We start from the raw sequence: 26,333 nt of genomic DNA, 5'->3' as shown, positions 1-26,333 counted from the left end.
GCGCGTCCGGTACCGATTGCGGGACCCCGGCGGCTGGGAAAGGATCGGCGCGTGAGCACGGCCCACCGTCCCTCGCTCCCCCGCGCCGCCGCGGACCGTGGCGCCCGCGCGCTGCACGCCCTCGTCGCGACCCGCCTCGCCCTGACTGCCGTCGCGCTGCTGACCGGACTCGCGCTGCTCGTCCCCACCGGGACCGCGTCCGCCGTCCCCCCGGTGGACGTCGCGGGCGAGATCACCGACCCCGACGGTGTCCTCGGCAACCAGACCGACGAGGTCCAGGACGCGCTCGACCGCCTCGCGCAGGACACCGACCTCCAGCTCTTCGTCGTGTACGTGCCGGGCTTCGACGGCATGGACGGCGTCGACTGGGCGAACGCCACGGCCAACACGTCCGGGCTCGGGGTGGACGACCTGCTCCTCGCCGTCGCGACCGAGGACCGGCGGTACGGGTTCTCCTACGACAACAACGTGTCCCTCACCGACGCGGAGCTCGACCGGATCTCCGCGGCCGTGGAGGACGAGCTGCGGGACGACGACTGGGCCGGCGCCGCGATCGCCGCGGCCGAGGTCGCTCGGGGCGCGAGCCAGGGCTCCGGGGGCGTGTCCTGGTTCTGGGTGCTGCTCGGGCTCGGCGCGCTCGTCCTCGTGGTCGTGCTGGTCGTGCGCGCGGTCGCCCGACGCCGCCGCACCTCCCCGGGCGGGGGTCCTGCGGAGGGTGGCCTCGCGGCCCTGCCCACCGACGAGCTCGACCGGCGCGCGAGCGCAGCCCTCGTCGCGATCGACGACGCCGTGAAGACGTCGGAGCAGGAGCTCGGCTTCGCCCAGGCGCAGTTCGGTCTCGAGGCGACGCAGCAGTTCTCCGCGGCGATCGCCGAGGGCAAGCGGAAGGTCTCCGAGGCGTTCGCGCTCCGTCAGCAGCTCGACGACGACCGCCCCGAGACCGAGCCCCAGGCCCGGGACGCGATGGCCCGCATCGTCGCGCTGTGCGACGACGTCGCCGAGTCCCTCGACGCCCAGTCCCGCACCTTCGACGAGCTGCGCGACCTCCAGGCGCGCGCTCCTCAGGTGCTCGACGAGACGGACCAGCGCGCGAGCGAGGTCCTCGCCCGCGTCGAGCCCGCGCGCACGACCCTCGAGGGTCTCGCCCACACGTACCCGCCGACGTCGCTCGCGTCCGTCGCGCAGAACCCCGACCAGGCGCAGGCGCTCGTCGCCAACGCCCGGGAGTCCGTCGCCCGGGGCCGCGACGCGCTCGCCGGCAAGGACCGCGCGACGGCGGTCGCGCTCGCGCGAGCCGCGCAGAACGCCGTCGGGCAGGCGGTCACGCTGCTCGACGCCGTCGACCGGGCGGGCGCGGACCTCGCCGAGTCGGGCCCGCGCCTCGACAGGGGGCTGGCCTCCATCACCTCGGACATCGCCGACGCCGGCCGGCTCGCCCCCGCGGACCCCGCCGTCGCACCGGCCCTCGCGGAGGCGCAGGCGGCCGCGACGGCGGCGAGCGCCGCGCGCGACGGCGGTGACCCGCTCGCGGCGCTGCGCCGTCTCACCGCGGCCGAGGGCGCTCTCGACGCCGCGCTCGCCCCCTTCCGCGAGCGCGCCGAGCAGGCCGCGCGCGCCAACGCGCTCCTGCGCGACACGCTCGCGCGCGTCGACTCCCAGGTCCGCGCGACGAACGACTTCATCGAGACCCGGCGTGGCGCCGTCGGGCCCGAGGCACGCACCCGGCTCTCGGAGGCGATCCGTCTGCTCGGCGAGGCGCGCGCCCTCCAGCCGACCGACCCCGTCGCCGCGCTCGACCGCGCTCAGCAGGCCGACGCGCAAGCGCAGTCCGCCGCGCAGCGCGCCCAGCAGGACGCGTCGAGCTGGCAGTCGTCGCAGGGCGGCGGGATGTCCGGCGGGGGCGGCGGCAGCAACCTCGGGGGCATGGTGCTCGGCGGCATCCTGCTCGACTCGATCCTGCGGGGCGGCGGGGGCGGCGGCCGGTCCGGCGGGTTCGGCGGCGGGAGCTTCGGCGGCGGGTCCGGGGGCGGCGGCTTCGGGGGCGGCCGGTCGGGCGGTCGCCCTGGCGGCCGGTCGTCGGGCGGGCGCTCGGGCCGCGGCGGGCGCTTCTGAGGAGACGGACGAACGAGACCAGCACGCAGCACCGACCAGCACGAGACGGCTCACCAGAGAGGGACGACCATGGCGGAGAAGCAGAGCATCTTCGGACGGATCGCGCAGCTCGCCCGCGCGAACATCAACGCGCTCCTGGACAACGCGGAGGACCCGCAGAAGATGCTGGACCAGCTCGTGCGCGACTACACGAACAACATCGCCGACGCCGAGCAGGCCGTCGCGCAGACCATCGGCAACCTGCGCCTCGCGGAGCAGGACTACAACGAGGACGTCGCCGCCGTGCAGGAGTGGGGCCAGAAGGCTGTCGCCGCCTCCACGCAGGCCGACCGCTACCGGCAGCAGGGCGACACCGCCAACGCCGACAAGTTCGACAACCTCGCCAAGATCGCGCTCGGCAAGCAGATCTCCGCCGAGGGTGAGGTCCGCCAGGCCGAGCCGCTCATCGCGTCGCAGCGCGAGTCGGTCGAGAAGCTCAAGTCGGGCCTCGCGATGATGAAGGACAAGCTCGGCGAGCTGAGGTCCAAGCGCGACTCGCTCGTGGCCCGGCAGAAGAGCGCCCAGGCCCAGCAGACCGTCCAGGGCGCGATCAGCTCCATCAACGTGCTCGACCCGACGAGCGAGATCTCGCGCTACGAGGAGATCGTGCGGCGCGAGGAGGCACAGGCGATCGGCCAGGCCGAGGTCGCGGCGTCGAGCATCGACTCCCAGTTCGCCGAGCTCGAGTCGTCCGGCGAGGCCGTCGAGATCGAGGCGCGCCTCGCTGCCCTCAAGCAGGGCTCGTCCCCCGCTCCGCAGGTGTCGCCCACCCAGGTCACGCCCGCGATCGAGTCCGGCACCACGACCCAGGACGCCCCGACCTCCGACTGGTGACGCGACGCGCACGGGAATCGGGCACGAGACAGAACCCCGGCAAGACCGCGGTACCGCGAGGTAGAGCCGTGGTCGCGCGAGGTAGAGCCGTGGTCACCGTGCCCGACGGCGTGCGGCTGGGTGGGGTGGGCGGGCGGCGACGTCTGGTCAGGCCGGGACGTGCAGTCCGACGGTCGTGCGGACCTCGGCGACGAAGGCCTCGGCGAGGCGACGGCCGCCGTCGAGGATCTCCGGCGCGTGCTCGTCGAACCCGGCCAGGGCTGCCGCGGAGTCGACGTCGTGGAACGCGCCGCACCACGCCTCGAAGCCCGCGCGCGTCGCCTCGGGGTGGAACTGCACGCCGAGCGCCGAGCCGAGGCGGAACGCCTGGTAGGGGTACATGTTCGACGACCCGAGCCAGACGGCGCCCGCAGGCAGGTCGACGATCGCGTCGGCGTGCATGCTGGTCACGTGCCGCACGGGCTCGTCGCCCGCGGCGAGGGCCGACAGGACGGGGTCGGTCTCGGCGTCGGCACGCCAGAAGACGCGGGTCGCGCCGGCCTCGCGCCCGGGGGGCGCGGCCACCTGGACCTGGCCACCGCCGGCGACGGCGAGGAGCTGGGCCCCGAGGCAGATACCGAGCGTCGGGACGCCGGTCGTCGCGGCGGCGAGCAGGGTCTCGCGCAGCGCGGGCAGCCAGGGGGCGCGCTCGTCGTCGTGCGCGGACAGGTGCCCGCCGAGGACGACGAGGCCGTCCCCGACCTCGTCCGCCGGGGGGACCGCGTCGCCGTCGTACGGGCGCACGACCCGCAGGTCGGCGGCGAGCTGGTCGGCGTAGGCGTCGAGCGTGACGTCCGGGGAGTTCTGGACGACCGTGATCCGGACGGTTCCGGTTGCGGCCGTGGCGTCGGTGTCGTACATGGTCACGAGGTCCGACGGTACCCACTCCGGGGTACCCCGACGCAAACACCCACGTCGTGGACATGGCAGGCGACCGTCGCGCGGATAGGCTGACCAGCATGTCCGACCTCCAGACCTCCGACGGCCGAGCACCGACGACGCCGCGCCGCACCTACCTCGTCGTCGACGGCGAGAACATCGACGCGACGCTCGGCATGAACGTCCTCGGGCACCGTCCCGCGCCGGAGGAGCGGCCACGGTGGGACCGCATCGTGGAGTTCGCGCGCCAGGCGTGGGGCCAGGACGTCACGCCGCTGTTCTTCCTCAACGCGTCGTCGGGCCAGATGCCGATGTCGTTCGTGCAGGCGCTGCTCGCGATGGGCTACCGGCCCATCCCGCTCGCGGGCTCGAGCAGCGAGAAGGTCGTGGACATCGGTATCCAGCGCATGCTGGACGCGATCGTCGACCAGCCGGGCGACGTGCTGCTCGCGAGCCACGACGGCGACTTCCTGCCACAGGTCGAGACGCTGCTCGACGACCCCGACCGCCGCGTTGGCGTCCTCGCCTTCCGCGAGTTCGTGAACGTGCGGCTCACCGAGCTCACGGGGCGCGGGCTGCAGGTGTTCGACCTCGAGGACCACGCCGGCGCGTTCACGACCGTGCTGCCGCGCGTGCGCATCATCCCGCTCGACGAGTTCGACCCGCTGCGCTACCTCTGACCGACCCGCCGAGTGCGGGGTGCTCGTCGTCGCGGCTCCCCGCGGACGACACGTACCCCGCACTCGGCGGTGCCCCACGTCAGGCGTGGAGCTCGCGGTACAGCGGCGTGGGGAACGACGCCGTCACGCCGTCGCCGCCGAGGAGCGCCGCGATCCGATCGGCCTCCGCGGCGACGGCGCGCTCGGCGTCCGACCCCACGTCCTCGAGCAGGCGGAACGCCGGCTCGCCGCCCGGGCGCACGGCCCAGGCCCCGACGATCCGGCCCTCCCACCAGACGGTCGCGCCCGCGTTGCCGATCGTGTCGAAGATCGCGGCCTTGTGCGGGCCGAGGTACCAGTCGCGCGCGGCCCAGCCCATCGTCGTCGGGTCGAGCGACGGCAGGAGCGCGACGCTCCCCTCCATCAGGACGTCGTCGGGCGCGGGCAGGTCGGTCCCGCGCAGCATCACGCCGGCCTGCGGGGCCGGGTCCTCCGGCGTGCCGGTCTCGACCTCGACCTCGACGACGTCGAGCGGAGCGAGCGCGGCGCGCGTGTCCCGCTGGTTCCAGCCGGTCCACCACGTCAGGTCCTTGACCGTCGCCGGCCCGAACACCTCGAGCCAGGACCTGGCCAGCGTCGTTCGCGCGACCGCCTCGTCCATCACGGGGATGCCCCCGGGGAACCAGTCCTCGACGGGCGACCAGACGTGCCGGTTGGACGACCACGACCCGCGCGGCTCGCCGCGCACCACCGCGCCCTCCGCGGAGAGCAGCGACATGAGCTGGGACGTCATGGTGCGGCGCACGTCCCACGTCTTGGCGGTGGTGGGCAGGAACGCGGTGCGCAGGAGCGGCGCGGCCTTCGACAGGCTCGCGCCGTCCATCGGCCCGTGCTCCGCGAGCGCGCCGTGGACCTGGGCCTCGACGGCGGCGAGGAAGGTCGCCGCGTCGTCGACGGGCGGGTCCGTGGGCAGCGTCGCGAGCTCCTTGAGCAGGCGGGCGCGCAGCCGCCGGGCCACCGCGAGCGCCGCACCCGCGTGCACGGCGGGCACCGTCTCGCGCCGCACGACGAACATCGTGCGCCGCATGGCGAGCACCTTGACCAGGGTGCGACGCCGGAACACGGCGTCCCGGACGTCGTCGAGCACGAGGCCCGGGACCCGCGCGAGGACGGAGAGGTAGACGCTCGGGGCGTCGGTGGCGTGCAGGGCGAGCAGCCGGTCGACGACGTCCTCGGGGGTGCGGGCCGCCGGGCGTCCGGGCAGGTCCGTCGCGAGCGCGAGCTGTTGCGCGACGAGCCGCCGTCGCCTCTGGTCCACCGTGATCCGCACGCCCGCCATCCTGCCCGACGCCGCCCACGCGCACCGCGCGGGAGCCCCCTCACGAGCGGGCCGCGGGTGGAGCCCCTTCCCAGGCGACTCCCAGACCGCGGGAGGACACTGGAGGGCATGAGCACCACCCCTGAGGCACGCCTCGTCGTCGTCGACGACGAGCCGAACATCCGCGAGCTGCTGGCCACGTCCCTGCGCTTCGCCGGGTTCGAGGTCCACGCCGCCGCGGACGGGCAGAGCGCCCTGCGGCTCGTGCGCGACGTCGAGCCCGACCTCGTCGTGCTCGACGTCATGCTGCCGGACATGGACGGGTTCACCGTCACGCGCCGCCTGCGCGAGAAGGGGCAGCACACGCCCGTCGTCTTCCTCACCGCGAAGGACGACACGCGCGACAAGATCACCGGGCTCACCGTCGGCGGCGACGACTACGTGACGAAGCCGTTCAGCCTGGAGGAGGTCGTGGCGCGCATCCGCGCGGTGCTGCGCCGCACGCACGCCGAGCCCGTCGAGGACGCGGTGCTGCGGTTCGCCGACCTGGAGATGGACGAGGACTCGCACGAGGTCCGCCGCGCGGGCGTCGACGTCGACCTGTCCCCCACGGAGTTCAAGCTCCTGCGCTACCTCATGCTCAACGCGGGCCGCGTGCTGTCCAAGGCGCAGATCCTCGACCACGTGTGGCAGTACGACTGGGGCGGCGACGCGAACATCGTCGAGTCCTACATCTCCTACCTGCGCCGCAAGATCGACAACCTCACGGTCCCCGGTCCCGACGGCGAGCCCGTCGCCCTCCCGCCGCTCATCCACACCAAGCGGGGCGTGGGCTACCTGCTGCGCCAGCCGCCCACGACCTCATGACGTCCGGCCCCGACCGCACGACGACGGGGTCCCGACCGGTCCCACCGCCCCCTCCCCCGCCACCCGGGCCGGGCACGCCCCCCGCCGGCCCCGCGCCGTCGGGCACGGGCGACGCCCCCGGGGCGGGAGCCCCCGCCGCACCGGGCGACGGCGGCCCGACGGCGGAGCGCCCCTTCGGCCGTCCCGTCCCCACCGAGGGGTGGGGCTGGTTCGCACGCGTGCCGCTGCGCGCCCGGCTCGTCGCGATCACGGTGCTCCTGCTGGCAGCCGGCCTCGGGCTGGCGTCGGTGGTGACGACGACGGTCGTGTCGAGCTATCTCGTGCGGCAGGTCGACGTGCAGCTCGAGCGGTCCGCGGCGGCGGTCGCGAACATCACGCTGAACGACCGGGTGGGCAGCGGCTCGCAGCTGCCCAGCGACTACTACGTGCTCGTCCGGCCGAGGGGCGGTGACGAGATCCCCCTCCGGTGGCCGCAGACGGTGAACCTCTACGGTGTCCCGGACATCCCCGCGATGTCCGACCCCGAGGTCGAGGCGAGCCAGAACGAGCCGTTCACCGTGGACTCCGTGGGCGGGACCGATCCTGCCGAGTGGCGCGTCACGACGTTCTTCTTCTACGACAAGTTCAGCGGCGAGCTCGGCGGCACCGCGTTCGTCGCCCTCCCCCTCACCGGCATCCACGAGACCGTCAAGGTGCTGGGTCGCGCGCTCGCGCTCTCGGCGCTGGGGATCGCGCTCGTCGGCGGCGCGGTGGCCTACCTCGCCGTGCACCGCGCGCTGCGCCCGCTGCGCGAGATCGAGGAGACGGCGGCGGACATCGCGGCAGGCGACCTGTCGCGGCGCGTGCGCCCCGCACCGTCGACGACCGAGGTGGGTTCGCTGGCCGCGTCGCTCAACGCGATGCTCTCGCAGATCGAGGAGGCGTTCGCGGTCCAGGAGGCGTCGGAGGAGCGGATGCGACGGTTCGTGTCCGACGCGAGCCACGAGCTGCGCACCCCGCTCGCGACGATCCGCGGCTACGGCGAGCTGTACCGGATGGGGGCGCTCGACACGCCGGACAAGGTCGACGACACGATGGGGCGCATCGAGGACTCGGCGACCCGCATGGGGACGCTCGTCAACGACCTGCTCGCGCTCGCCCGCCTCGACGAGGGCCGGCCGCTGCGGCACGAGCCCGTGGACCTCGTCTCGCTCGCGCGCGACTCCGCGCAGGACCTGCACGCGCTGGACCCGACCCGGGACGTCCGGCTCGTGGGCCTGGGCGTCGGCGCCACGGCACCCGGGGAGCTGCGCGTCGTCGGTGACGAGGACAGGCTGCGGCAGGTGCTCGCGAACCTCGTCGGCAACGTCGCGCGCCACACGCCCGCCGGGACGCCGGTCGAGATCGCGCTGGGCGCCGTGCGTCCCGCCACGCCGCCCGACGACGGGCAGGGCGGCTCCTCCGGCACGGTAGCCGTGCTCGAGGTGCGCGACCACGGACCGGGCGTCCCCAGCGAGCAGCGCGGCCGGCTGTTCGAGCGGTTCTACCGCGCGGACTCCTCGCGCAACCGTGCGTCTGGCGGATCGGGCCTGGGCCTGGCGATCGTCGCCGCCATCGCGGGCGCGCACCGGGGTCGGGTGTCGGTGCACGAGACGACGGGTGGTGGGCTCACCGTCCGCGTGGACCTCCCGATCTCCTCCTGACCGGCGCGCACCCTTCCCCACCTGCGGGTCTGCTCCGGCGCGCCCGACCCGTGGCGCGGAGGCGGTCTCGTGGTTCCCGAGGCACCTGTGAGTGCGGCTACGATGGCGGGTCGTCCCGCGAGACCTAGGCTGGTGGAGAGGCCGCGCGGCGACGCGGGGCCTCCGTGCCAGGCACCACGCCTGGTGACGACCACTCCTCGTGCCCGTCTCAGTGTCCGTCGAAAAGTGTCCGTCGAAGAAGGCGAAAGTTCATGGGCGTCAACAGCGCCGACGCACCGCAGTGGTTCCTCTCCTCGTTCGTCCGCAGCGCCCGTGGCGCCGGGGCGACCGCCCCGGACGACGAGGTCCGCGCCGTCGGGCAGGAGCTGCTCGACCGCTGGGACCAGCCGGACCGCCACTTCCACAACCTGCGCCACCTCGCCGACGTGCTCGGCCGGGTCGACGAGCTCTCCCAGGAGACGCACGACCCCGACCTGGTGCGCCTCGCCGCCTGGTACCACGGCGCGATCTTCGACGCGAAGAACAACGCGACGTACGCGAACAAGGGCGGCGAGGACGAGTCGGCGAGCGCCGCGCTCGCGAGCGCCGAGCTCACGAGCCTGGGGGTCCCCGAGCAGGCGGTCCGCCGCGTCGCCCACCTCGTGAACGCTCTCGTGCGGCACGCGCCGGACGCGTCGGACTTCGACTGCGCGGTGCTGTGCGACGCCGACCTCGCGATGCTCGCCGCGGAGCCGCAGCGCTACAAGGAGTACCTCAAGGACGTGCGCGACGAGTACGCGCACATCCCCAAGCCCGACTACGTGCGGGCCCGCATCGCGATCCTCACCAAGCTGCTCGACCGCCGGTCGCTCTTCTCGAGCCCGCTCGGCGCCGCGTGGGAGGAGCCCGCGCGGCAGAACCTCGACGCGGAGCTCCAGCGGCTGCGCAAGGAGCAGCTCAAGCTGGCAGAGGCGTCGGCGCCGTCCACAGGCTCCGCTTCCTGATCCGTCGTCCACAGGGACGTCGCCGCGCCCGCGGTTCCCGTCGTCCCGTGGCTAGCGTCGTCGTCGCACCGGCGCCCGCCGCGTGCGGGACGGCCCGCGGGCCGACGAGACGACGGAGGACGACATGAGCCGGTACGAGGTCGACAGCGCACGGGTCGCCCAGGCGAGCGCGGCGGTGAACGGGTCGGTCACGGCGATCCGGGCGGAGGTCGGGGCGATGATGCGCCACCTCACCGACCTTCAGGCCTCGTGGCGCGGCGACGCGGCGACGTCCTTCGCGGGCGTGATGACGCAGTGGCAGACCACGCAGAACCAGGTCGAGCTCGCGCTCGACGACATCACGGCGGCGCTCGGCGCAGCCGCCCAGACCTACGCCGACGCCGAGTCCCAGGCGGCGCGGCTGTTCACCACGCGGTAGGCACCCCGGGGCGACGGCGCTCGGCGCGTCATGCGTCGAGGTGCACGACGGCGAGCCGGTCCCCGGCGCGCACGTGGTCGCCCGGGCGCACGCGGACGTCGACGACGATGCCGTCGGAGGGAGCCAGGACCGGCAGCTCGAGCTTCATCGCCTCCAGCACGACCACGGGCGTGCCCTCGGCGACGCGCCGCCCCGGCGGTGCCTCCACGCGCCACACCACCCCGCCGAGCGGGGCGCGCAGCACGATGCGCGCCGGGTTGTCGAGGTCGGCGGAGGCGAGCTCGTTGTCGCGTGCGCCGGCGGACGCCGGGCCGGGCCCGCCGCGCGCGGTCGCGCGCGCGGCGGACCCGACATGCTCGCCCGCCTCCGCCCAGGCTGCGGCCTCGCGTCCGAACGCCGCGCGTCGCGCCGCCCCGACCGCGGCGATGTCCTCGGCCTCACGCGCGAGGAGCGCGGCGTGCTCCCGGCCGGAGAAGACGCCGTCCTCGACCGGCACCTCCAGGACTCCCGCACGGGCCGCCGCGCGACGCTCGGCGAGCTCACCCGGGTCGACCGGCTCCCACACGATCCGGTCGAAGTGCCGGAACAGCCACGGGACGCCCGGGCGGAACGGCGGGCGCTGCGCGTGGGCCGACCAGACGGGGACGGTCCGACCCACGAGCTGGTAGCCCCCGGGGCTCGCCATGCCGTACACGCACAGGAACGCGCCCCCGAGCCCGACGGCGTCGGACGGGGTCCAGGTGCGTGCCGGGGTGTACTTCGTGGTGAGCAGGCGGTGCCGCGGGTCGACCGGCACGGCGAGCGGCGCGCCCAGGTACACGTCCCCGAGCCCGAGCACGAGGTACTCGGCGCCCAGGACGGTGCGTCGCACGTCCTCGACGCTCGCGAGCCCGTTGACCCGCCGGACGAAGTCGACGTTGGACGGCAGCCACGGCGCGTCGGGCCGCACCCCGGCCGCGTACCGCTCGACGGCGTCCCGGATCGCGGGGTCGTCCCAGCTCAGCGGCAGCCGCAGCACACGGCTCGGCACCTCGATCTCGCCGCTCGGCGGCAGGTCCTCCTCCAGCTCGCGCAGCAGCCCGACGAGCCGTGTCACGGGCAGCGTCTCCGGATCGACGTGGAGGTGGAGCGTGCGGACGCCCGGCGTCACGTCGAGCACGCCCCGCGGGGCCGCGGCCTCGAGACCGGTCGCCAGGGCGTGGACGCGCAGACGGTCGTGCAGGTCGAGCCCCGCGCCGCCGTCGTACTCGACGAGGAGCGCGTCGTCGGCGCCGCGCAGGTAGCGGACCGCGGGTCGCCGGTCGGCGCGCGGCGTCGGCCCGCCAGGGGATCCGACGTCGTCGCCGGTGAGGGCCCCGACGTCCCGGCCGCGGACGGCGCGCACCGCCGTCGGGACGCGCGCCGCCGCACGTGCGACGTCGTCGCGGCGCAGCCGGTCGGCGCCGTCGTCGTGGACGGTCACGAACCGCACGACGTCGCCCGGCCGCATCTGCCCGAGCTTCCACCGGGAGCCGGCGACGACGGTGAGCGCGCACACGAAGCCGCCGAGGCTCGGTCCGTCCGGGCCGAGCAGGATCGGCGTGTCCCCGCTGATGTTCAGCGCACCCACCGAGTATGGGTTGTCGAGCACGGTGGACGGGTGGAGCCCCGCGTCCCCGCCGTCGGGCCGCACCCACGTCAGCGGGGGCCCGGCGAGCCGCACCCCGGTGCGGTCCGCGTGCGGCAGCACCCGCCACCACGACGTCCGCAGCCGACCGAGCGCGGGGGCGGTGAGCGCCGCGGACTGCGGTCCCGTCGTCACCGCGAGCTCCCACGAGTGCCCCATCCGGGGGCGGGCGTCGGGCGGCACCGCGCCCGCCGCACCGAGCCCGGGAGACACGGGCTCGCCCGGCCTGCCTGTCGTCCCGGGACCGGTGGCGCGAGGGTGCAGCGCGTCGCCCGCGACGAGCGCGCGCCCGGCCGGGCCGCCGACGGCGCCGAGGACGAAGGTCGCCGCCGACCCGAGATACTCCGGGGCGTCCAGGCCACCCGCGACGAGCACGTACGTCCGCAGGCCGACGGCGTGCGGCGCCCCCACGGCGAGCACGCCGCCCGCGGGGACGGCGACGGGCTCCCACTGCCGCACCGGCTCGCCGTCGACCGTCACGGGCGCGGGCGCCCCGGTGACGCACACCGTCGCCGCGTGGGAGAACCGCAGGGTGGGGCCGGTGAGGGTGCACTCGAGCCCCGCCGCGCCCTCAGGGTTGCCGAGCGCGCGGTTGCCGGTGCGGAACGACAGGTCGTCCATCGGGCCCGAGGGCGGGATGCCCACACCCCAGTACCCGGTGCGGCCCGGCCAGTCCTGCACCGTCGTCAGCACGCCGGGGTCGAGCACGTCGACCCAGGGCTCCGGGTCGTGCACGGTCGCGAGCGTGGTGGTGGTCGCCGACCCCTCGGCGACGGCGGGGTCGGCGAGCGCCGCGCGCAGCAGCGAGACGTTCGTGGGGACGCCGTCCACCCGCACGTCCCCGAGCGCGGCGCGCAGCCCCGCGACCGCGCGCGTGTGCGACGCCGCGTGCACGACGACCTTCGCGAGCAGCGGGTCCGCGTCGGGACCGAGCTCGTCGCCCGCGCTCGCGCCGGTCTCGACGCGGACGTCCGTCCCAGCGCCCGCGCGCGGGAGGTCGAGCCGCGCGAGCGTGCCCGCCGCGGGCCGCCCGTGGCGCACGTCCTCGGCATAGACCCGCGCCTGCGCCGCCACGCCCCGGACGGCGAGGCCCGACGGCGGCACGTCGTCGAGCACGCCCGTGTCGCCGAGGGCGAGGCGCAGCATCCAGGCCACCAGGTCGACGCCGGTGACCTCCTCGGTCACGGTGTGCTCGACCTGGATCCGCGGGTTCACCTCGAGGAACGTGACCTCGCCGGAGCCGACGTCGAGCAGCGCCTCCAGCGTCGCTGCCGAGCGGAGCCCGACCCGCGCGGCGAGACGACGAGCGCCGTCGTGCAGGGTCGCGCGCACGCCGGGGTCGAGGCCGGGCGCGGGCGCGACCTCGACGACCTTCTGGTGGCGGCGCTGGAGCGAGCAGTCGCGGTCGCCGAGCGAGACGACCCGCCCGGCCCCGTCACCGAAGAGCTGCACCTCGAGGTGGCGCGCCCGGTCGACGTGGCGCTCGACGAACAACCGCCCGGACGATCCCGGCCGCGAGGACTCCCGCCGCCACGCCGCGGCGAGACCGTCCGCGTCGCGGCACACGTGCACGCCGGTCCCGCCCCCGCCACCGGCGTCCTTGAGCACGAGCGGGAAGCCGATCTCGTCCGCCCACCCGAGCGCGTCCTCGAGGCCGCCGAGCACCGGCGACCCCGGCAGCACCCGCAGGCCGCACTCCTGAGCGAGCGCGCGAGCGCGGGCTTTGTCGCCAAGGACGCGGAGCTGCTCCGGGGCCGGGCCCGCGAACGCGACGCCGGCCGCCTCGACCGCCGCGGCGAAGCCGGCGTCCTCCGCACGGAAGCCGTAGCCCGGGTGCAGGACGTCCGCGCCCGAGGTGAGCGTCGCGTCGAGGAGCCGGCGACCGTCGTCGTACGACTCGGCGACGGGTGCCGGGCCGATCCGCACCGCCTCGTCCGCGAGCCGGACGTGCCGTGCCCCACGATCCGCGTCGGAGTGCACGGCGACGGTGCGCAGCCCGAGCTGCCGCGCGCTGCGCAGGACGCGGCAGGCGATCTCGCCGCGGTTCGCGACGAGCAGCGTGGCGGCCATCGCCCTCCCCGGGCCGGTACGGGCGCGAGGCCACACCTCGCCGTCGGACAGAACGGCCCCAGCCTAGGGCCCGCCGCGCCGAGCCCCCCACCTCGGCTCCCCGGGAACCACGGCTCTACCTCGCGCGACCAGGGTTCTCCCTCGGCCGACCGCGGTTCTACCTGGCGAGACGGCGCCGAGCGTCAGACGGCGAGGGCCATGCGGGAGAGCGCGCGTGCCGCGCGTTCCATGACGACGGCGAGCGACTCGCCGACGTGCAGGTGGAGCGCGGTGCGCGCCTCGGGGAGGCGGTCGGCGAGCGCGAGCTCGAGGATCTCGATGTGCTCGTCGATGGTGATGCGGATGCGCTCGGACTCGACGAAGTCGTACATGCGCACGGCGCGCACCTTCTCGTTGACCTCGACGAGCGCCTCTGTCAGGCGCTCGTTGCCCGCGGCGCGGGACAGCACGGTGTGGAAGCGCTCGTCGAGGAGCACGAAGCTCGGGTCGGGCTCGGGCGGCGCGACGCGGAGCTCGACCCACCGGCCGAGCTCGTCGCGCAGCGCGTCGGTGTCGTAGTGCAGCTCGGTGTTCTCGATGATGCGCTCGACCCCGCGCAGCTCGAGAGTCACGCGCAGCTCGTACAGGTCGCGCAGCTCGGCGAGGCTGGGCACGACGACGGCGTACCCGAAGTCGGTGCGCTGGATGAGCCCGTCGGACAGGAGCCGGGAGAGGGCCTCGCGCACGGGGGTGCGCGACACCTCGAACCGCCGGCTCAGCTTGGGCTCGGTGAGCCGCTCGCGCGGGTCGACCCGGCCGTTGAGGATCTCGGCGCGCAACCGCGTGTAGACGGCGTCGCGCAACGAGGTCGCGGCGGGTTCCGGCGCGGTCACGATGTCCATGCGGGGTCTCCTGGTCGTCCGGCCCGTGCGTGGTGGTCCTGCCCTGCCATCATCTTCCCGCACGGTGACCCGACGACACAGACGCCGAGCACGACATGAGGGGCGTCATCCGCCGGAGAACGGCCCTCATGTCGTGCTCGAGGGCCCGGAGACCCACATCGGCTACACCGCCATCGCCGCACGGACGCTCTCCTCGGCCGACTCGCCGCCCGACCCCCGGCTCGTCACGCGCCCGGACTGGAGGACGACGTAGTCGCGCGCGGCCCCGAGCGCGAACCCGACGTGCTGCTCGACGAGCAGCACCGACAGCCCGCCGGCGTCGGTGAGCGCGAGGATCGCGTCCTCGATCTCCGTGACGACGGACGGCTGGATGCCCTCGGTCGGCTCGTCGAGCACGAGCACGCGCGGGCCGGTGATGAGGGCGCGCGCGATGGCGAGCTGCTGGCGCTGGCCCCCGGACAGGAGTCCGGCGCGCCGCCCGAGCAGCCCGCGCAGCGCGGGGAACAGGTCGAGCGCCTCGTCGAGGCGTCGCGGCCCCTCGCGCGACGTGTCGGCGACGAGCTGGAGGTTCTCGCGCGCCGTGAGGTCGCCGAACGACTGCTGCCCCTGCGGCACGTACGCGAGCCCGCGCCGCACGCGCTGGTGCGTCGGCAGCCGGGTGACGTCCTCGCCGTCGAGCACGACGCTCCCCGACCGGGCCTTGAGCAGCCCGAGCGCGGTCCGCAGGAGCGTCGTCTTGCCGGCGCCGTTGTGCCCCAGCACGGCGGCGACGCCGCCCGCGGGCACCGTGAGGTCGACGCCGTGGAGCACCATGGTCCGGCCGTAGCCCGCGTGCAGTCCCGTGAGCTCGAGCATCACGCCTCCTCGTCGTCGTTCGTCGTGGTCGCCGGGCTCGTCGTGCCGGACGCCGCGGGCTCGCTCCCCGCATCACGTCCCGGGGTGCGGCGGCGAGCGCCGCGGGTCGCGCCCGCGCTGCCGAGGTAGACCTCCTGCACGCGCGGGTCGGCCTGGACCTCGGCGTACGTGCCCTCGGCGAGCACCTGGCCCAGGTGCAGCACGGTGACCGAGCTCGCGAAGGCCCGGAGGAACTCCATGTCGTGCTCGACGACGACGACCGTCCGCTGGGCGCCGATGCGCTGGAGCAGCTCGCCCGTCTGCTCGCGCTCGGCCTGGCTCATGCCCGCGACGGGCTCGTCGAGCAGCAGCAGCCGGGCGTCCTGGACGAGCAGCATCCCGATCTCGAGCCACTGCTTCTGCCCGTGCGCGAGGATCCCGGCCTGGACGTCGCGCAGGTGCGCGAGCCCGACGGTCTCCAGCGCCTGCTCGACGGCCTCGGGCGTCGAGGTGCGACGCCGCAGCAGCGTCAGCGGCCCGCGCCGGGCGCCCGCGGCGATGTCGAGGTTCTGCAGCACGCTGAGCTCCTCGAACACGCTCGCCGTCTGGAACGTGCGCCCGACGCCCGCCCGTGCGATGCGGTGCGTCTTCTTGCCGAGCAGGTCGACCCCGCCGAACTGCACGGATCCCGACGCCTTGGCGAGGCCCGTGATCGCGTCCACGATCGTCGTCTTGCCCGCGCCGTTGGGCCCGATGAGGAACCGCAGGTCGCCCGCCGTGACGGTGAGGTCGACGCCCTGGACGGCGACGAACCCGTCGAACTCGACGCGCAGGCCGCGCACCTCGAGGTAGTCGTGCCGGAAGCGCGAGTCGTCGACGCCGAGGACGGACTGCGCGGCCTCGAGGTCGAGCCCGTCGCCCGCGACGCCGGTCTCGAGGACGGCGGCGCCCGCCGCCTCGGCCGCCGGCGCCGTGCCCGACGCCGGTCCGGTGGGTTGCGTGGTCATGCGGTCCTCCCGGAGGTCGCGGGGTCGTGGTCGACGGCGGTCGGCGCCTCGGCCGTCGGGTCACCAGAGTCCGGCTCGCCCGGGCGGCCCCCGGCCGCGGTGCCGCCGTCTGCCGGGGCGGGCGCGCCGCCGTCGGGCACGGAGCCGCGGCGTGAGCGGCGCCACCGCGTGAACAGCTCGGCGAGCCCGCCGGGAAGGAACGCGACGACGAGGATGAACAGAGCGCCCTGGGCGTAGATCCAGCCGGACGGGAACGCCTCGGACAGGCTCGTCTGCGCCCAGCTCACGGCGATCGACCCGAGCACCGGGCCGAGGAGCGTCGCGCGGCCACCGATGGCGACGCCGATGAGGAACCCGATGGACGGCACGACACCCACGTCGGCGGGCGAGATGATCCCGACGATCGGCACGAACAGCGCACCGCCCACGGCCGCCATGAACGCCGCGACCGCGTACGCGACGACCTTGACCTTCGCGGGGTCGTAGCCGAGGAACCGGACCCGGTTCTCCTGGTCGCGCACGGCGACGAGCAGCTCGCCGAACCGCGACACCATGAGCTGGCGCGCGATCGCGACCATGACGAGCAGGGCGCCCGCGGCGATGAAGAACAGCATGCGCTTGTTCACCGGGTCGGCGAGGTCGTAACCGAAGAACGACCGGAACCCGTTGAGGCCGTTGGTGCCGCCCGTCGTCGCCTGCTGACCGATGAGCAGGATCGCGAACGCGGCCGCGAGCGCCTGCGACAGGATCGCGAAGTACGCGCCCCGGACGCGCCGCGTGAAGACGGCGAACCCGAGCAGCGCGGCGAGGCCGGCCGGCACGACGGCGATGGCGAGGATGGTCACGACGGGCGACCGGAACGGCTCCCACCAGCCCGGCACCTCGCCCGAGCCGTAGAGCATCATGAAGTCCGGCACCCCGCCCGGCCCGGCATCGGCAAGCTTGAGGTGCATCGCCATGATGTAGGCGCCGAGGCCGAAGAACACGCCCTGCCCGAGCGTGAGCATCCCGCCCCGCCCCCAGGCGAGGCCGATGCCGACCGCGACCATGGCGAGGCACAGGAACTTGCCGAGCAGGCCGAGGCGGAACGTGGACAGCGTCGCGGGCGCGACGGCGAACAGCAGGACCGCCGCGACGGCGAACCCGACGATCACGCGGGCGCGCGAGGAGCGGTACAGGGCGGTGAGCCGGGACGTGCCCCCGGTCGTGACGGCGCTCATGCGAGGCTCCTCGTCCGGACCGACACGAGGCCCTGGGGTCGCACCTGGAGGAAGACGACGATGACGACGAACACGAGCACCTTGGCGATGCTCGCCGTCGTGGAGTACTCGAAGGTCGCCTGGAGCAGCCCGAGCGCGAACGCTGCGATGACCGTGCCCTTGATCTGCCCGATGCCGCCCGCGACGACGACGAGGAACGCGTCGACGATGTAGCTCGTGCCGAGCGTCGGGCCGATCGACCCGAGGAGCGTGAGCGCGACGCCCGCGATCCCGGCGAGACCGGAGCCGATGAAGAACGTCAGGCGGTCCGTCGTCCGCGTGGAGACGCCGCTGGCCTCGGCGAGGTCGCGGTTCTGCACGACGGCGCGGATCCGCCGCCCGAGCGGCGTCACCTTGAGCACGACGGCGAGCGCGACGACCGCGACGACCGCGAGCGCGAGGATGAACACGCGCGTCTTGGGCACGGCCAGGCCGAACAGGTCGACGGCGCCGCTCAGCCAGGCCGGGGCGCGCACGTCGACGTTGGGGGCGCCGAACACGTCGCGCGCGACCTGCTGGAGCACGAGCGCGACGCCCCACGTGACGAGGAGCGTGTCGAGCGGCCGCTTGTACATGCGGTGGATGAGCGTCGCCTCGAGCAGCAGGCCGAGCAGGCCGCCGACGAGGAACCCGAGCGGCAGCGACACGAGCAGCGAGACGCCGGCGTTCCCGACGACCCCCTGCACGACGAACGCCGTGTAGGCGCCCGCCATCATGAACTCGCCGTGCGCCATGTTGATGACGCCCATCTGGCCGAACGTGAGCGCCAGCCCGAGGGCGGCGAGGAGCAGGACGGAGCCGAGGCTCAGCCCCGCGAAGAGCTGCGAGAACAGCACGTCCATGGGCGGTACGCCTTCCGGTGAGTGCGTGCGAGGTGGACAGGGTGAGGCGTGCGGCGAGGTGACGGGAGAGGCGGGGACCGGGGTGTGCGCCCCGGGTCGTGGCGGGTCTGGCGGGAGCCCGCGAGGAACGAGCGGGCGGATGGTAGACCCGGCGCGCACACCCCGGTCCCCGCCGGGCTCACGCCCGGCGGAGCTCCCCCACTACGAGAGGCCCTCGGCCCAGTCGTAGCCCTCGAGGTACGGGTCGGGCTCGATCGGCTCGCCCGAGCTCCACTCGGTGTAGATGAGGCCGTCGGGGCCGATCTTGCCGATGAGCGCGGTCTTGGCGATGTGGTGGTTGTCGCCGTTCACGGTGACGGAGCCCTCCGGCGCGTCGAAGGTGACGCCGTCGGCGGCCTCCTGGACGTCGGCGACGTCGAACGACTCGGCCTTCTCGACCATGCCCTTCCACAGGTAGAGCGAGGTGTACGCCGCCTCCATCGGGTCGGACGTCACGCGGTCGGCGCCGTACTTCGCCTGGAACGCCTCGACGAACGTGGTGTTCTCCGGGCTGTCGAGGGTCTGGTAGTAGTTCCAGGCCGTGAGCTGGCCCTCGACGTTCTCGACGCCGACGCCGCCCACCTCCTCCTCGGCGATCGACACCGACACGACCGGCATGGTGTCCGGGCCGAGGCCCGCGTTCTTGTACTCCTTGAAGAACGCGACGTTGGAGTCGCCGTTGAGCGTGTTGAACACGGCGTCCGCCCCGGCGGACTTCACCTTGTTGACGATCGTGGAGAAGTCGGTGTGGCCGAGGGGCGCGTACTCCTCGCCGAGGACCTCGATGCCGTTCGCCTCCGCGTAGGCGTTGATGATCTTGTTCGCCGTGCGCGGGAAGACGTAGTCGGAGCCGACGAGGAAGATCGACTCGACCCCCTGCTCCTTGAGGTAGTCGAGCGCGGGGACGATCTGCTGGTTGGTCGTCGCTCCGGTGTAGAAGATGTTCGGCGACGACTCGAGGCCCTCGTACTGGACCGGGTAGAAGAGCAGCGAGTCCTGGGCCTCGAAGACGGGGAGCATGGCCTTGCGCGAGGCGGACGTCCAGCCGCCGAACACCGCGGCCACGCAGTCGCTCGTGATGAGCTTCTCCGCCTTCTCCGCGAAGACGGTGGGCTCGGACTGGCCGTCCTCCTGGACGATCTCGAGCTGCTTGCCGAGCACGCCGCCGTCGGCGTTGATCTCCTCGGCCGCGAGGGCGAGCGAGTCGGCGACGGTCTGCTCGGAGATCGCCATGGTGCCGGAGAGCGAGTTGAGGAAGCCGATCTTGACGGTGTCGCCGGAGGTGTCGACGCAGCTCTCGGCGGCGCTGGTCGCGGCGCCCGCGCCGTCGCCGGTCTCCGTCTTCGCGCCGCACGCGGTGAGCGTGAGCGCGAGGACGACGAGAGCGGCGGCCGGGGCGAGACGGGTCGTGGCGCGTGAAGGTGTCACGAGAGTCCTTTCAGCGAGGTTCGCACAGCGGAGTTCTCCGCAGGTTTCTCAGCAGGAGGCCGGCGGCCGCCGGGCAGGCGGTCGCTCGCCGCGAGCACCGGGTACAGGCATGTATACGAGGATGTGCCCGGGGTGGTGCCCACTGGTGTCGACGCTAGTGACGCCGTGTTTCGGCCGATCTGCCCGCCTTGTTAACGGCGCGTGTCACACGGTCACGATCCGGTCACGCGCTGGAGAGCGTCCGCCGAGGTAGAGCCCTGGTCGGCCGAGGTAGAGCCCTGGTCGTGGAGCGTTCTCGAACCTCGTCTCTACCTCGCGGGACCGGAGCCCTACCTCGCGACGGTGGTCGTCCCCGTGCTGCTCCGACCCGCCGAGCCCGACGACGCCACGCGTCTCGCGCTCGTGCACCACACCGTGTGGCGCGCGACCTACGCCGACCTCGTGCCCGACTCGTTCTGGCAGACCGCCACCCTCGAGGAACGCACCTCGTCGTGGAAGAGCTGGCTCGGGCCGCAGGCTTCGCCCGGCCGCATCCGGATCATCGTCGCGGAGAGAGACGACGCGGTGGTCGGGTTCGGCATCGGCGGCCCGTCGCGGGAGGTCGGCAGCCACACGCCCGCGCGGGACATCGAGCTGTACTCGTTGTACGTGCTGCCCGAGCACCACGGGACGGGGACGGGACAGGCCCTGCTCGACGTCGTCGTCCCGCCCGGGCCGGCGCAGGTCTGGGTGGCCGAGGAGAACCCGCGCGCGCGGCACTTCTCCGCGCGCAACGGATTCGAGCCCGACGGCCCTCGGCACGCCGACGCCCGCTTCGGCGGGATCATCGAGATCCGGTTGGTCCGGTAGGGCAGGGCCGAGGCCCTGCGACGCACCGGGGGCGCCTGGGCGGCGCAGTAGAACCCTGCTCGTGGGCAGCTCTCCGACCAGGGCTCTACCTCGGCTGACCAGGGCTCTACCTCGCGCGACCAGGGCTCTACCTCGGCAGGGGTGGCCGTCAGGCGGACGGGGAGGTCGCCGCGCGGCGGTGGGTGGTCGCGCGCAGGCCGGCGGTGAGGAGGCCGGCCGTGAGCGCGACGGCCAGGGCCACGCCCACGAGGCCAGCGACGCCGACGAAGATCCCGCCGGCCTCGCCGTAGTCGGCGAGCGGCATCCCCGCGAACGCGTGGTCGCGCGCCGCGTCGGCGAAGCCGACCGACTCGGCCGTCGCCTCGAGGCCGTCCGGCGTGGCCGCCGCGAACGACGACACGACGACCGCGGCGAGCAGCGCGCCCGACCCGAGCGCGAGCACCGCGCGCCGCACCGCACCGGGCGAGACCGCCGCACCGGGCGAGGCCACGGCGTCGGGCACCAGGGGGCCGTTCGCCGCGGAGCGAGCCGGACCCTCGACCGCCGCGACACCCGGCGCGACCGCGAGCACGAGACCGACGACGCCCGCGGTGATCAGCGCCTCGCCGAGCCCGATCACCGTGTGCACGGAGAGCATCTGACCGACGAGCTCGCCCACCGGGACCGGCACCGTCCCGCCGACGGCGAAGAACCCGGCGAACACCGCCGCCGAGGCGGGCACGCTCACGAACGCCCCCACGCCCGCGGCGCCGGCCGCGCCCCGGCCGCGCGTCAGGCGCAGGACGCCGCGCGTCGCCGCCCAGCCGACGAGCGTCCCGACCACCGCCATGAGCAGCACGTTCGTGCCCAGCGCGGTGAGCCCGCCGTCGGCGAAGACGAGCGCCTGGACGAGCAGCACGAGCGTCACGGACAGCATGCCGAGCCACGGACCGACGAGCGCCGCGGCGAGCGCCCCGCCCATGAGATGCCCGCTCGTCCCGGACGCGACCGGGTAGTTGAGCATCTGGACGGCGAAGACGAACCCGGTCGTCGCGGCCGTGAGCGCGACGCGGCGCGGGGTGAGGTCCTCGCGCGCCCGGTACGCGGCGTAGCCGACGGCGGCGAGGGACACGACGGCGGTCGTCGCCGACGTGGGGTCGTTGAGGAAGTGGTCGGGGACGTGCATGTCAGGCTCCTGTCGTCAGCAGTGTCGTGCGGTGATCTCGGTGAACGGTGCCCGACGGTGCGGCGCGGCAGGGCGGCGCGTCGTCGCCGGGCGAGACCGTCCTTCGGGCGGCCCGCGCGCGTGCCGCCCAGGCCGTCACGACGGCGTCGATCCCGGCGTCGTGGGTGCTCGCGCCGAGGTGGCGGGCGATCGCGCCGGGTCCGTCGAGGTCGAGCCGCAGCGGCCCGGCCGGCGTGGGCGGGCCGGACCGCTGGGTGGGTGCCGGGCGCGTCCCGGAGAGTGCGTCGATCACCGGAGGCCGGGCGCCGAGGCACAGCACCGAGTCGACGACGCGCGCGTCGCCGAGGATCCCGGGCAGGGTGCGGTCGTCGTCGAGGTCGAGGTCCTCGACGAAGAGCTCGCGCACGTGCTCCGGTCGTGCCGGGTCGCTCCGCCATGGAGGTCCCGACCCGTCCGGCGTCGCGGACTCACCGGTCCTGCCGACACCGCGGGGCGCCGGGGAGGCAGCAGGTTCCGACAGGTCGACGCGCGTGCGTGACCGCAGCCGGCCCCCCACCTCGCCCGAGCGGCCCAGGACGAGCGTCTCGCGCAGGAGCGCGACGCCCTGCTCACGCCGCGCTCCGCCGGCGGCGAGCGACACGCGCGTGGTGCGCTCGACGTCGGCCCCGTCCGCCACGACGAACGGCAGCGCGTCCCACACGAGGAGCCCGCCGGCGTCGACCCGCACGTCCACGTCCCACGAGGCCGACCGGCCGCGCCCGGCGTACGCGACGGTGCCCGACACCTCGACGAGCTCGAGCTCGACGCCCTCGCCCACGTGCACCTCGACCCGCACGCGGTCGCCCCCGAGGAGCAGCGCGCGCGTCGCGACGAGCGCGACCCGGGCCACGCCCGGCCCGGTGGACAGGACGCGCGGGCTGAGCGCGCCGGGGCGCAGGTCGCAGCGCACCCGGCCCGCGTCCCGGTACGCCCCGACCCGCGTCACCTCGTCCACGAGCGTCTCGTCGCCCCGGGCCTCAGTCGCGCCCGACGGCGGCCACCGGCTCCGCGGCCGCGTCGCCGTGCACGTCGGAGTGGGGGTGGTCGTGCCCGTGGGCGTGCACCGCGTCACCCTCCTCGTGCGTGTGGAGGAAGCCGTCGCCCTCCTCGTCCGCGTGGAAGTGCGGCGCCATCGGACCCGGGTCCTGCGGCACGTGCGCGCCCGCGCGGTGCGCCGCGAGCAGCGTCTGCACCCACGTGGTGAGCGCGTCGATCGACTCGCGGTCGAGGCGCGAGAGGGCGAGCACCGGGGCGCCGTCGCGCGCGGCCGTCGCGTCGAGGACCATCCGCGGCACGTCCACCCCGACGTACGGCGCGAGGTCGGTCTTGTTGACGACGAGCAGGTCCGCCCGGGCGATCCCCGGCCCGCCCTTGCGCGCGACGTCCCCGCCGCCCGCGACGTCGAGCACGAAGATCTGCGCGTCGACGAGCGCGGGCGAGAACGTGGCGGTGAGGTTGTCGCCGCCCGACTCCACGAGCGCGACGTCGAGCGGCGCGAAGTCCTCCTCGAGGTCCTCGACCGCGAGGAGGTTCGCGGTCACGTCGTCGCGGATCGCGGTGTGCGGGCACGCGCCGGTCTCGACCGCGCGGATGCGCTCGGGGTCGAGCACGCCCGCGGAGCGCAGGAACCGCGCGTCCTCGTCGGTGTAGATGTCGTTCGTGATGACGCCGAGCTGCAGCACGCCGGACAGCTCGCGGCACAGCAGCGCGATGAGCGAGCTCTTGCCCGTGCCGACGGGGCCGGCGACGCCGAGTCGCAAGGAACGAGTGCTGGCGGGGGTCGTCTGATCAGGCACTGAACAGCCTCTCGGTGGTGCGGGCGTGGATCTCGGCCCACTGCTCGACGAGCGGTGCGCCGTGCGCGGGGATCGCGCGAGGGTCGGTCAGGTGGGCGACGTCGTGGGCGAGCGCGTCGATCGCGGGCTGGGCCGCGACGACCCAGGACGTCGCGACGACGGGGTCGACGGGCTCGAGCTTGAGCGTCGCCGCGGCGACGGTCTGCACGTCCTCGTACCCGACGAGCCGCGCGACCTGGAGCGCGGACAGCCCGGCGCACGCGGCGGTCACGCCGAGCACCACCGGTCGCGGGGGCTGCGGCGCCCTGCGGCTCGTCGCTCCCCGCCCTCCCCCACCGGGTCCGGTGCCCGACGGCGCCCGTGCGGCCGACGTGGCGCCCTCGCCCGGGTCGGGCACCCCGTCGGCCTGGCGCGCGTCGGCGACGAGCACCGCGGCCTCGTCCAGCGCGGCGACCGCGGGATGCCCGGCCCACAGCCGGCGCAGGAGCCGCAGATAGCCGCGGCCCAGCCGCTGCGACGTCTCGCGCAGGGCGGGCGACGGCGTCCGGGCGACCCAGGCGAGCCACGTGCCGGCGAGATCGCACGCCGCGGCCTCGAGCGCGACGTGCCGCGCGACGACCGCCGTCGCCGCCTCGACGCGCGTCACCGTGGCGAGACGCGCGCGCACGTAGTCGGGCACGCGGGCGGGAGGCATCCCCGCCCGCAGCGCCGGCTCGAGCCCCGCAGACTGCGTGTGCCCGCCGGTCGGGAGCCGCGCGTCGGCGAGCAGCGCGAGCATGAGCTCGGCCCGTCCGCCCGCGTCGGCCTCGCGCCGAGAAGTGGACATCGGCCCCCGATCGCGACCGATCCGGGGCGGAAGCCCACTTCTCGGCGGTCGGGCCGCCGAGTTTCGTGTCCCGGTCATGGCTCAGAACAGCGAGTAGAGCTGGGCGAGGGGCAGCCGGTCGGCGGGGGCGGGGACGACGAGCTCTCCGTCGACCTCGATCGCGAAGGACTCGGGGTCGATGTCGATCTGCGGCAGGTAGTCGTTGTTCCTCATCTGCGCCTTGCCGACGTCGCGCGTGGGGGCCACGGGCAGGAGCTGCCGGGCGAGGCCCAGCCGTTCCTCCAGCCCGTCGTCGAGCGCGGCGGGCGAGACGAACGACATCGACACGTCGGCCCCGATCGCGTCGGCGAGCGCCGGGCGCATGAGCACGGGCTGCGGCGACGGGATCGACGCGTTGGGGTCGCCCAGCGCACCCCAGACGAGCGCGCCGCCCTTCATGACGACGCTCGGCCGCACCCCGAAGAGCTTGGGCTCCCACAGCACGAGGTCCGCGACCTTGCCCGGCTCGACCGATCCCACGTACGCGTCGATGCCGTGCGCGACGGCCGGGTTGATCGTGTACTTCGCGACGTACCGGCGCGCGCGCAGGTTGTCCGCGGGGAGCTCGGGCCCGCGCGCCCCACCCGGGTGCGCGCCACGCCGCGCCTTCATGACGTGCGCGACCTGCCACGTGCGCGTGACGACCTCGCCGATGCGGCCCATCGCCTGCGCGTCGGACGACGTGATGGACATGGCGCCGAGGTCGTGGAGCACGTCCTCGGCGGCGATGGTCGTGCCGCGGATGCGCGACTCGGCGAACGCGAGGTCTTCCGCGACCTGCGGGTTCAAGTGGTGGCACACCATGAGCATGTCGAGGTGCTCGGCGACGGTGTTGACGGTGTGCGGGAGGGTCGGGTTCGTCGAGCCGGGGATGACGTTCGGGTGGCTCGCGACGGTGAGGATGTCCGGCGCGTGGCCGCCGCCCGCGCCCTCGGCGTGGAACGCGTGGATCGAGCGGCCACCGATCGCGCGCAGCGTCGACTCCACGAACCCGGCCTCGTTGAGCGAGTCCGAGTGCAGCGCGACCTGGAGCCCCCAGTCGTCTGCGGCGCGCAGCGCGGCGTCGATGGCGGCCGGCGTCGACCCCCAGTCCTCGTGCACCTTGTAGCCGCCCGCACCCGCCATGGCCTGCTCTCGCAGGCCCTCGGCGCTCACCGTGTTGCCCTTGGCGAGCAGCAGGACGTTCACGGGGAGGCGGTCGAGCGAGCGGTGGATCGCCTCGAGGTGCCACGCACCCGGCGTGACGGTCGTGGCCTTGGTGCCCTCGCTCGGCCCGGTGCCGCCGCCCGCGACCGTCGTGATGCCGGTGGCGAGCGCCTCGACCACCTGGGACGGCGAGATGAGGTGCACGTGCGAGTCGATGCCGCCCGCGGTGAGGATCTTGCCCTCCCCGCTCACGACGTCCGTGCTCGGCCCGATGTGCAGGCGCGGGTGGACGCCGTCCGCGACGTCGGGGTTGCCCGCGCGCCCGAGCGCGACGATCCGCCCGTCGCGGATCCCGACGTCCGCCTTGACGATCCCCCACCAGTCCAGCACGACCGCGTTCGTGACCACCGTGTCGAGCGCGCCCTCGGCGCGGGTCGTGGACCCCTGCGCCATCGACTCGCGGATCGACTTGCCGCCGCCGAAGACGACCTCCTCGCCCCCGAACGTGCGGTCCTCCTCGACCTCGATCCACAGGTCGGTGTCGCCGAGGCGCACCTGGTCGCCCGTCGTCGGGCCGTAGAGCGCGACGTAGCGCTCGCGCGAGATCGCGACCATGC

Annotated in this window: 22 protein-coding genes; 8 read left to right on the top strand and 14 right to left on the bottom strand. The window is 74.6% G+C overall.

All coding sequences use genetic code 11. The annotated features are described in order from the left end of the window. Positions 1-51: 51 nt before the first annotated feature. A complete protein-coding gene (locus CCE02nite_RS21190) occupies positions 52-2,112 on the top strand; it encodes a TPM domain-containing protein (RefSeq protein ID WP_304363333.1) in 2,061 nt (686 codons plus the stop codon). A 69-nt stretch (positions 2,113-2,181) separates the two neighbouring features. Next, a complete protein-coding gene (locus CCE02nite_RS12790) occupies positions 2,182-2,985 on the top strand; it encodes a PspA/IM30 family protein (RefSeq protein WP_141390011.1) in 804 nt (267 codons plus the stop codon). Between the two features lie 147 nt (positions 2,986-3,132). On the opposite strand, the gene CCE02nite_RS12785 is transcribed toward CCE02nite_RS12790, so the two are convergent. Beyond that, a complete protein-coding gene (locus CCE02nite_RS12785; RefSeq protein ID WP_141390053.1) occupies positions 3,133-3,885 on the bottom strand; it encodes a type 1 glutamine amidotransferase in 753 nt (250 codons plus the stop codon). Between the two features lie 98 nt (positions 3,886-3,983). On the opposite strand from CCE02nite_RS12785, the gene CCE02nite_RS12780 reads away from it, so the two are divergent. Beyond that, positions 3,984-4,583: an NYN domain-containing protein gene (locus CCE02nite_RS12780; RefSeq protein WP_141390010.1), complete on the top strand. Its 600-nt coding sequence runs from the start codon at positions 3,984-3,986 to the stop codon at positions 4,581-4,583. A 79-nt stretch (positions 4,584-4,662) separates the two neighbouring features. Here CCE02nite_RS12780 and CCE02nite_RS12775 read toward each other — a convergent pair whose 3' ends face one another. Beyond that, positions 4,663-5,892, bottom strand: coding sequence for a winged helix DNA-binding domain-containing protein (locus CCE02nite_RS12775; protein ID WP_141390009.1), 1,230 nt, complete (start codon positions 5,890-5,892; stop codon positions 4,663-4,665). Positions 5,893-6,009: 117 nt separating this feature from the next. On the opposite strand from CCE02nite_RS12775, the gene CCE02nite_RS12770 reads away from it, so the two are divergent. From CCE02nite_RS12770 to CCE02nite_RS12755, 4 genes are all read left to right on the top strand, one after another. Continuing rightward, a complete protein-coding gene (locus CCE02nite_RS12770) occupies positions 6,010-6,747 on the top strand; it encodes a response regulator transcription factor (RefSeq protein WP_047232411.1) in 738 nt (245 codons plus the stop codon). Further along, positions 6,744-8,429: a sensor histidine kinase gene (locus CCE02nite_RS12765; RefSeq protein WP_218027107.1), complete on the top strand. Its 1,686-nt coding sequence runs from the start codon at positions 6,744-6,746 to the stop codon at positions 8,427-8,429. The genes CCE02nite_RS12770 and CCE02nite_RS12765 overlap by 4 nt, the downstream gene beginning before the upstream one ends. A gap of 251 nt (positions 8,430-8,680) precedes the next feature. Continuing rightward, positions 8,681-9,412: an HD domain-containing protein gene (locus tag CCE02nite_RS12760; RefSeq protein WP_141390008.1), complete on the top strand. Its 732-nt coding sequence runs from the start codon at positions 8,681-8,683 to the stop codon at positions 9,410-9,412. 124 nt (positions 9,413-9,536) lie between these two features. After that, on the top strand, positions 9,537-9,830 hold the full coding sequence (locus CCE02nite_RS12755; RefSeq protein ID WP_141390007.1) for a WXG100 family type VII secretion target: 294 nt from the start codon (positions 9,537-9,539) through the stop codon (positions 9,828-9,830). 28 nt (positions 9,831-9,858) lie between these two features. Here the strand turns inward: CCE02nite_RS12755 and uca are convergent, their stop codons facing one another. From uca to urtA, 7 genes are all read right to left on the bottom strand, one after another. Beyond that, the gene (uca, locus tag CCE02nite_RS12750; RefSeq protein WP_141390006.1) at positions 9,859-13,566 is read right to left on the bottom strand and encodes an urea carboxylase; all 3,708 of its coding nucleotides are present in this window, start codon (positions 13,564-13,566) and stop codon (positions 9,859-9,861) included. Positions 13,567-13,748: 182 nt separating this feature from the next. Then, positions 13,749-14,447, bottom strand: coding sequence for a GntR family transcriptional regulator (locus CCE02nite_RS12745; RefSeq protein WP_141390005.1), 699 nt, complete (start codon positions 14,445-14,447; stop codon positions 13,749-13,751). Positions 14,448-14,609: 162 nt separating this feature from the next. Further along, complete coding sequence (gene urtE, locus CCE02nite_RS12740; protein WP_141390004.1) at positions 14,610-15,302, bottom strand: urea ABC transporter ATP-binding subunit UrtE; 693 nt, start codon at positions 15,300-15,302, stop codon at positions 14,610-14,612. Then, the gene (urtD, locus tag CCE02nite_RS12735; RefSeq protein WP_141390003.1) at positions 15,302-16,288 is read right to left on the bottom strand and encodes an urea ABC transporter ATP-binding protein UrtD; all 987 of its coding nucleotides are present in this window, start codon (positions 16,286-16,288) and stop codon (positions 15,302-15,304) included. Before urtD ends, urtE begins: the two co-directional genes overlap by 1 nt. After that, positions 16,285-17,508 carry an urea ABC transporter permease subunit UrtC gene (gene urtC, locus CCE02nite_RS12730; RefSeq protein WP_141390002.1) on the bottom strand — a complete coding sequence of 408 codons (1,224 nt, stop codon included), beginning with the start codon at positions 17,506-17,508 and terminating at the stop codon, positions 16,285-16,287. Before urtC ends, urtD begins: the two co-directional genes overlap by 4 nt. Beyond that, positions 17,505-18,389: an urea ABC transporter permease subunit UrtB gene (gene urtB / locus CCE02nite_RS12725; RefSeq protein ID WP_141390001.1), complete on the bottom strand. Its 885-nt coding sequence runs from the start codon at positions 18,387-18,389 to the stop codon at positions 17,505-17,507. The genes urtC and urtB overlap by 4 nt, the downstream gene beginning before the upstream one ends. Positions 18,390-18,590: 201 nt before the next feature. Further along, positions 18,591-19,856 (bottom strand): urea ABC transporter substrate-binding protein, encoded by a 1,266-nt coding sequence (urtA, locus tag CCE02nite_RS12720; RefSeq protein WP_053370221.1) that lies wholly within the window; start codon positions 19,854-19,856, stop codon positions 18,591-18,593. A gap of 354 nt (positions 19,857-20,210) precedes the next feature. Between urtA and CCE02nite_RS12715 the strand changes: the two genes are divergently transcribed. Next, positions 20,211-20,705: a GNAT family N-acetyltransferase gene (locus CCE02nite_RS12715; protein WP_255318845.1), complete on the top strand. Its 495-nt coding sequence runs from the start codon at positions 20,211-20,213 to the stop codon at positions 20,703-20,705. A 148-nt stretch (positions 20,706-20,853) separates the two neighbouring features. On the opposite strand, the gene CCE02nite_RS12710 is transcribed toward CCE02nite_RS12715, so the two are convergent. The 5 genes from CCE02nite_RS12710 to CCE02nite_RS12690 form a co-directional block, all read right to left on the bottom strand. After that, the gene (locus CCE02nite_RS12710) at positions 20,854-21,870 is read right to left on the bottom strand and encodes an energy-coupling factor ABC transporter permease (protein WP_141390000.1); all 1,017 of its coding nucleotides are present in this window, start codon (positions 21,868-21,870) and stop codon (positions 20,854-20,856) included. 1 nt (position 21,871) lies between these two features. Beyond that, on the bottom strand, positions 21,872-22,864 hold the full coding sequence (locus tag CCE02nite_RS12705) for an urease accessory protein UreD (protein ID WP_255318844.1): 993 nt from the start codon (positions 22,862-22,864) through the stop codon (positions 21,872-21,874). Between the two features lie 22 nt (positions 22,865-22,886). Further along, positions 22,887-23,705 (bottom strand): urease accessory protein UreG, encoded by an 819-nt coding sequence (ureG, locus tag CCE02nite_RS12700; protein ID WP_141389999.1) that lies wholly within the window; start codon positions 23,703-23,705, stop codon positions 22,887-22,889. Further along, a complete protein-coding gene (locus tag CCE02nite_RS12695) occupies positions 23,698-24,531 on the bottom strand; it encodes an urease accessory UreF family protein (RefSeq protein WP_255318843.1) in 834 nt (277 codons plus the stop codon). The genes ureG and CCE02nite_RS12695 overlap by 8 nt, the downstream gene beginning before the upstream one ends. Positions 24,532-24,612: 81 nt before the next feature. After that, positions 24,613-26,331: an urease subunit alpha gene (locus CCE02nite_RS12690; RefSeq protein WP_141389998.1), complete on the bottom strand. Its 1,719-nt coding sequence runs from the start codon at positions 26,329-26,331 to the stop codon at positions 24,613-24,615. Between the last annotated feature and the right edge of the window lie 2 nt (positions 26,332-26,333).

This window comes from Cellulosimicrobium cellulans (assembly GCF_006539945.1).
Taxonomy (GTDB): domain Bacteria; phylum Actinomycetota; class Actinomycetes; order Actinomycetales; family Cellulomonadaceae; genus Cellulosimicrobium; species Cellulosimicrobium cellulans.
This window is presented reverse-complemented; position numbering and strand designations above follow the sequence as displayed.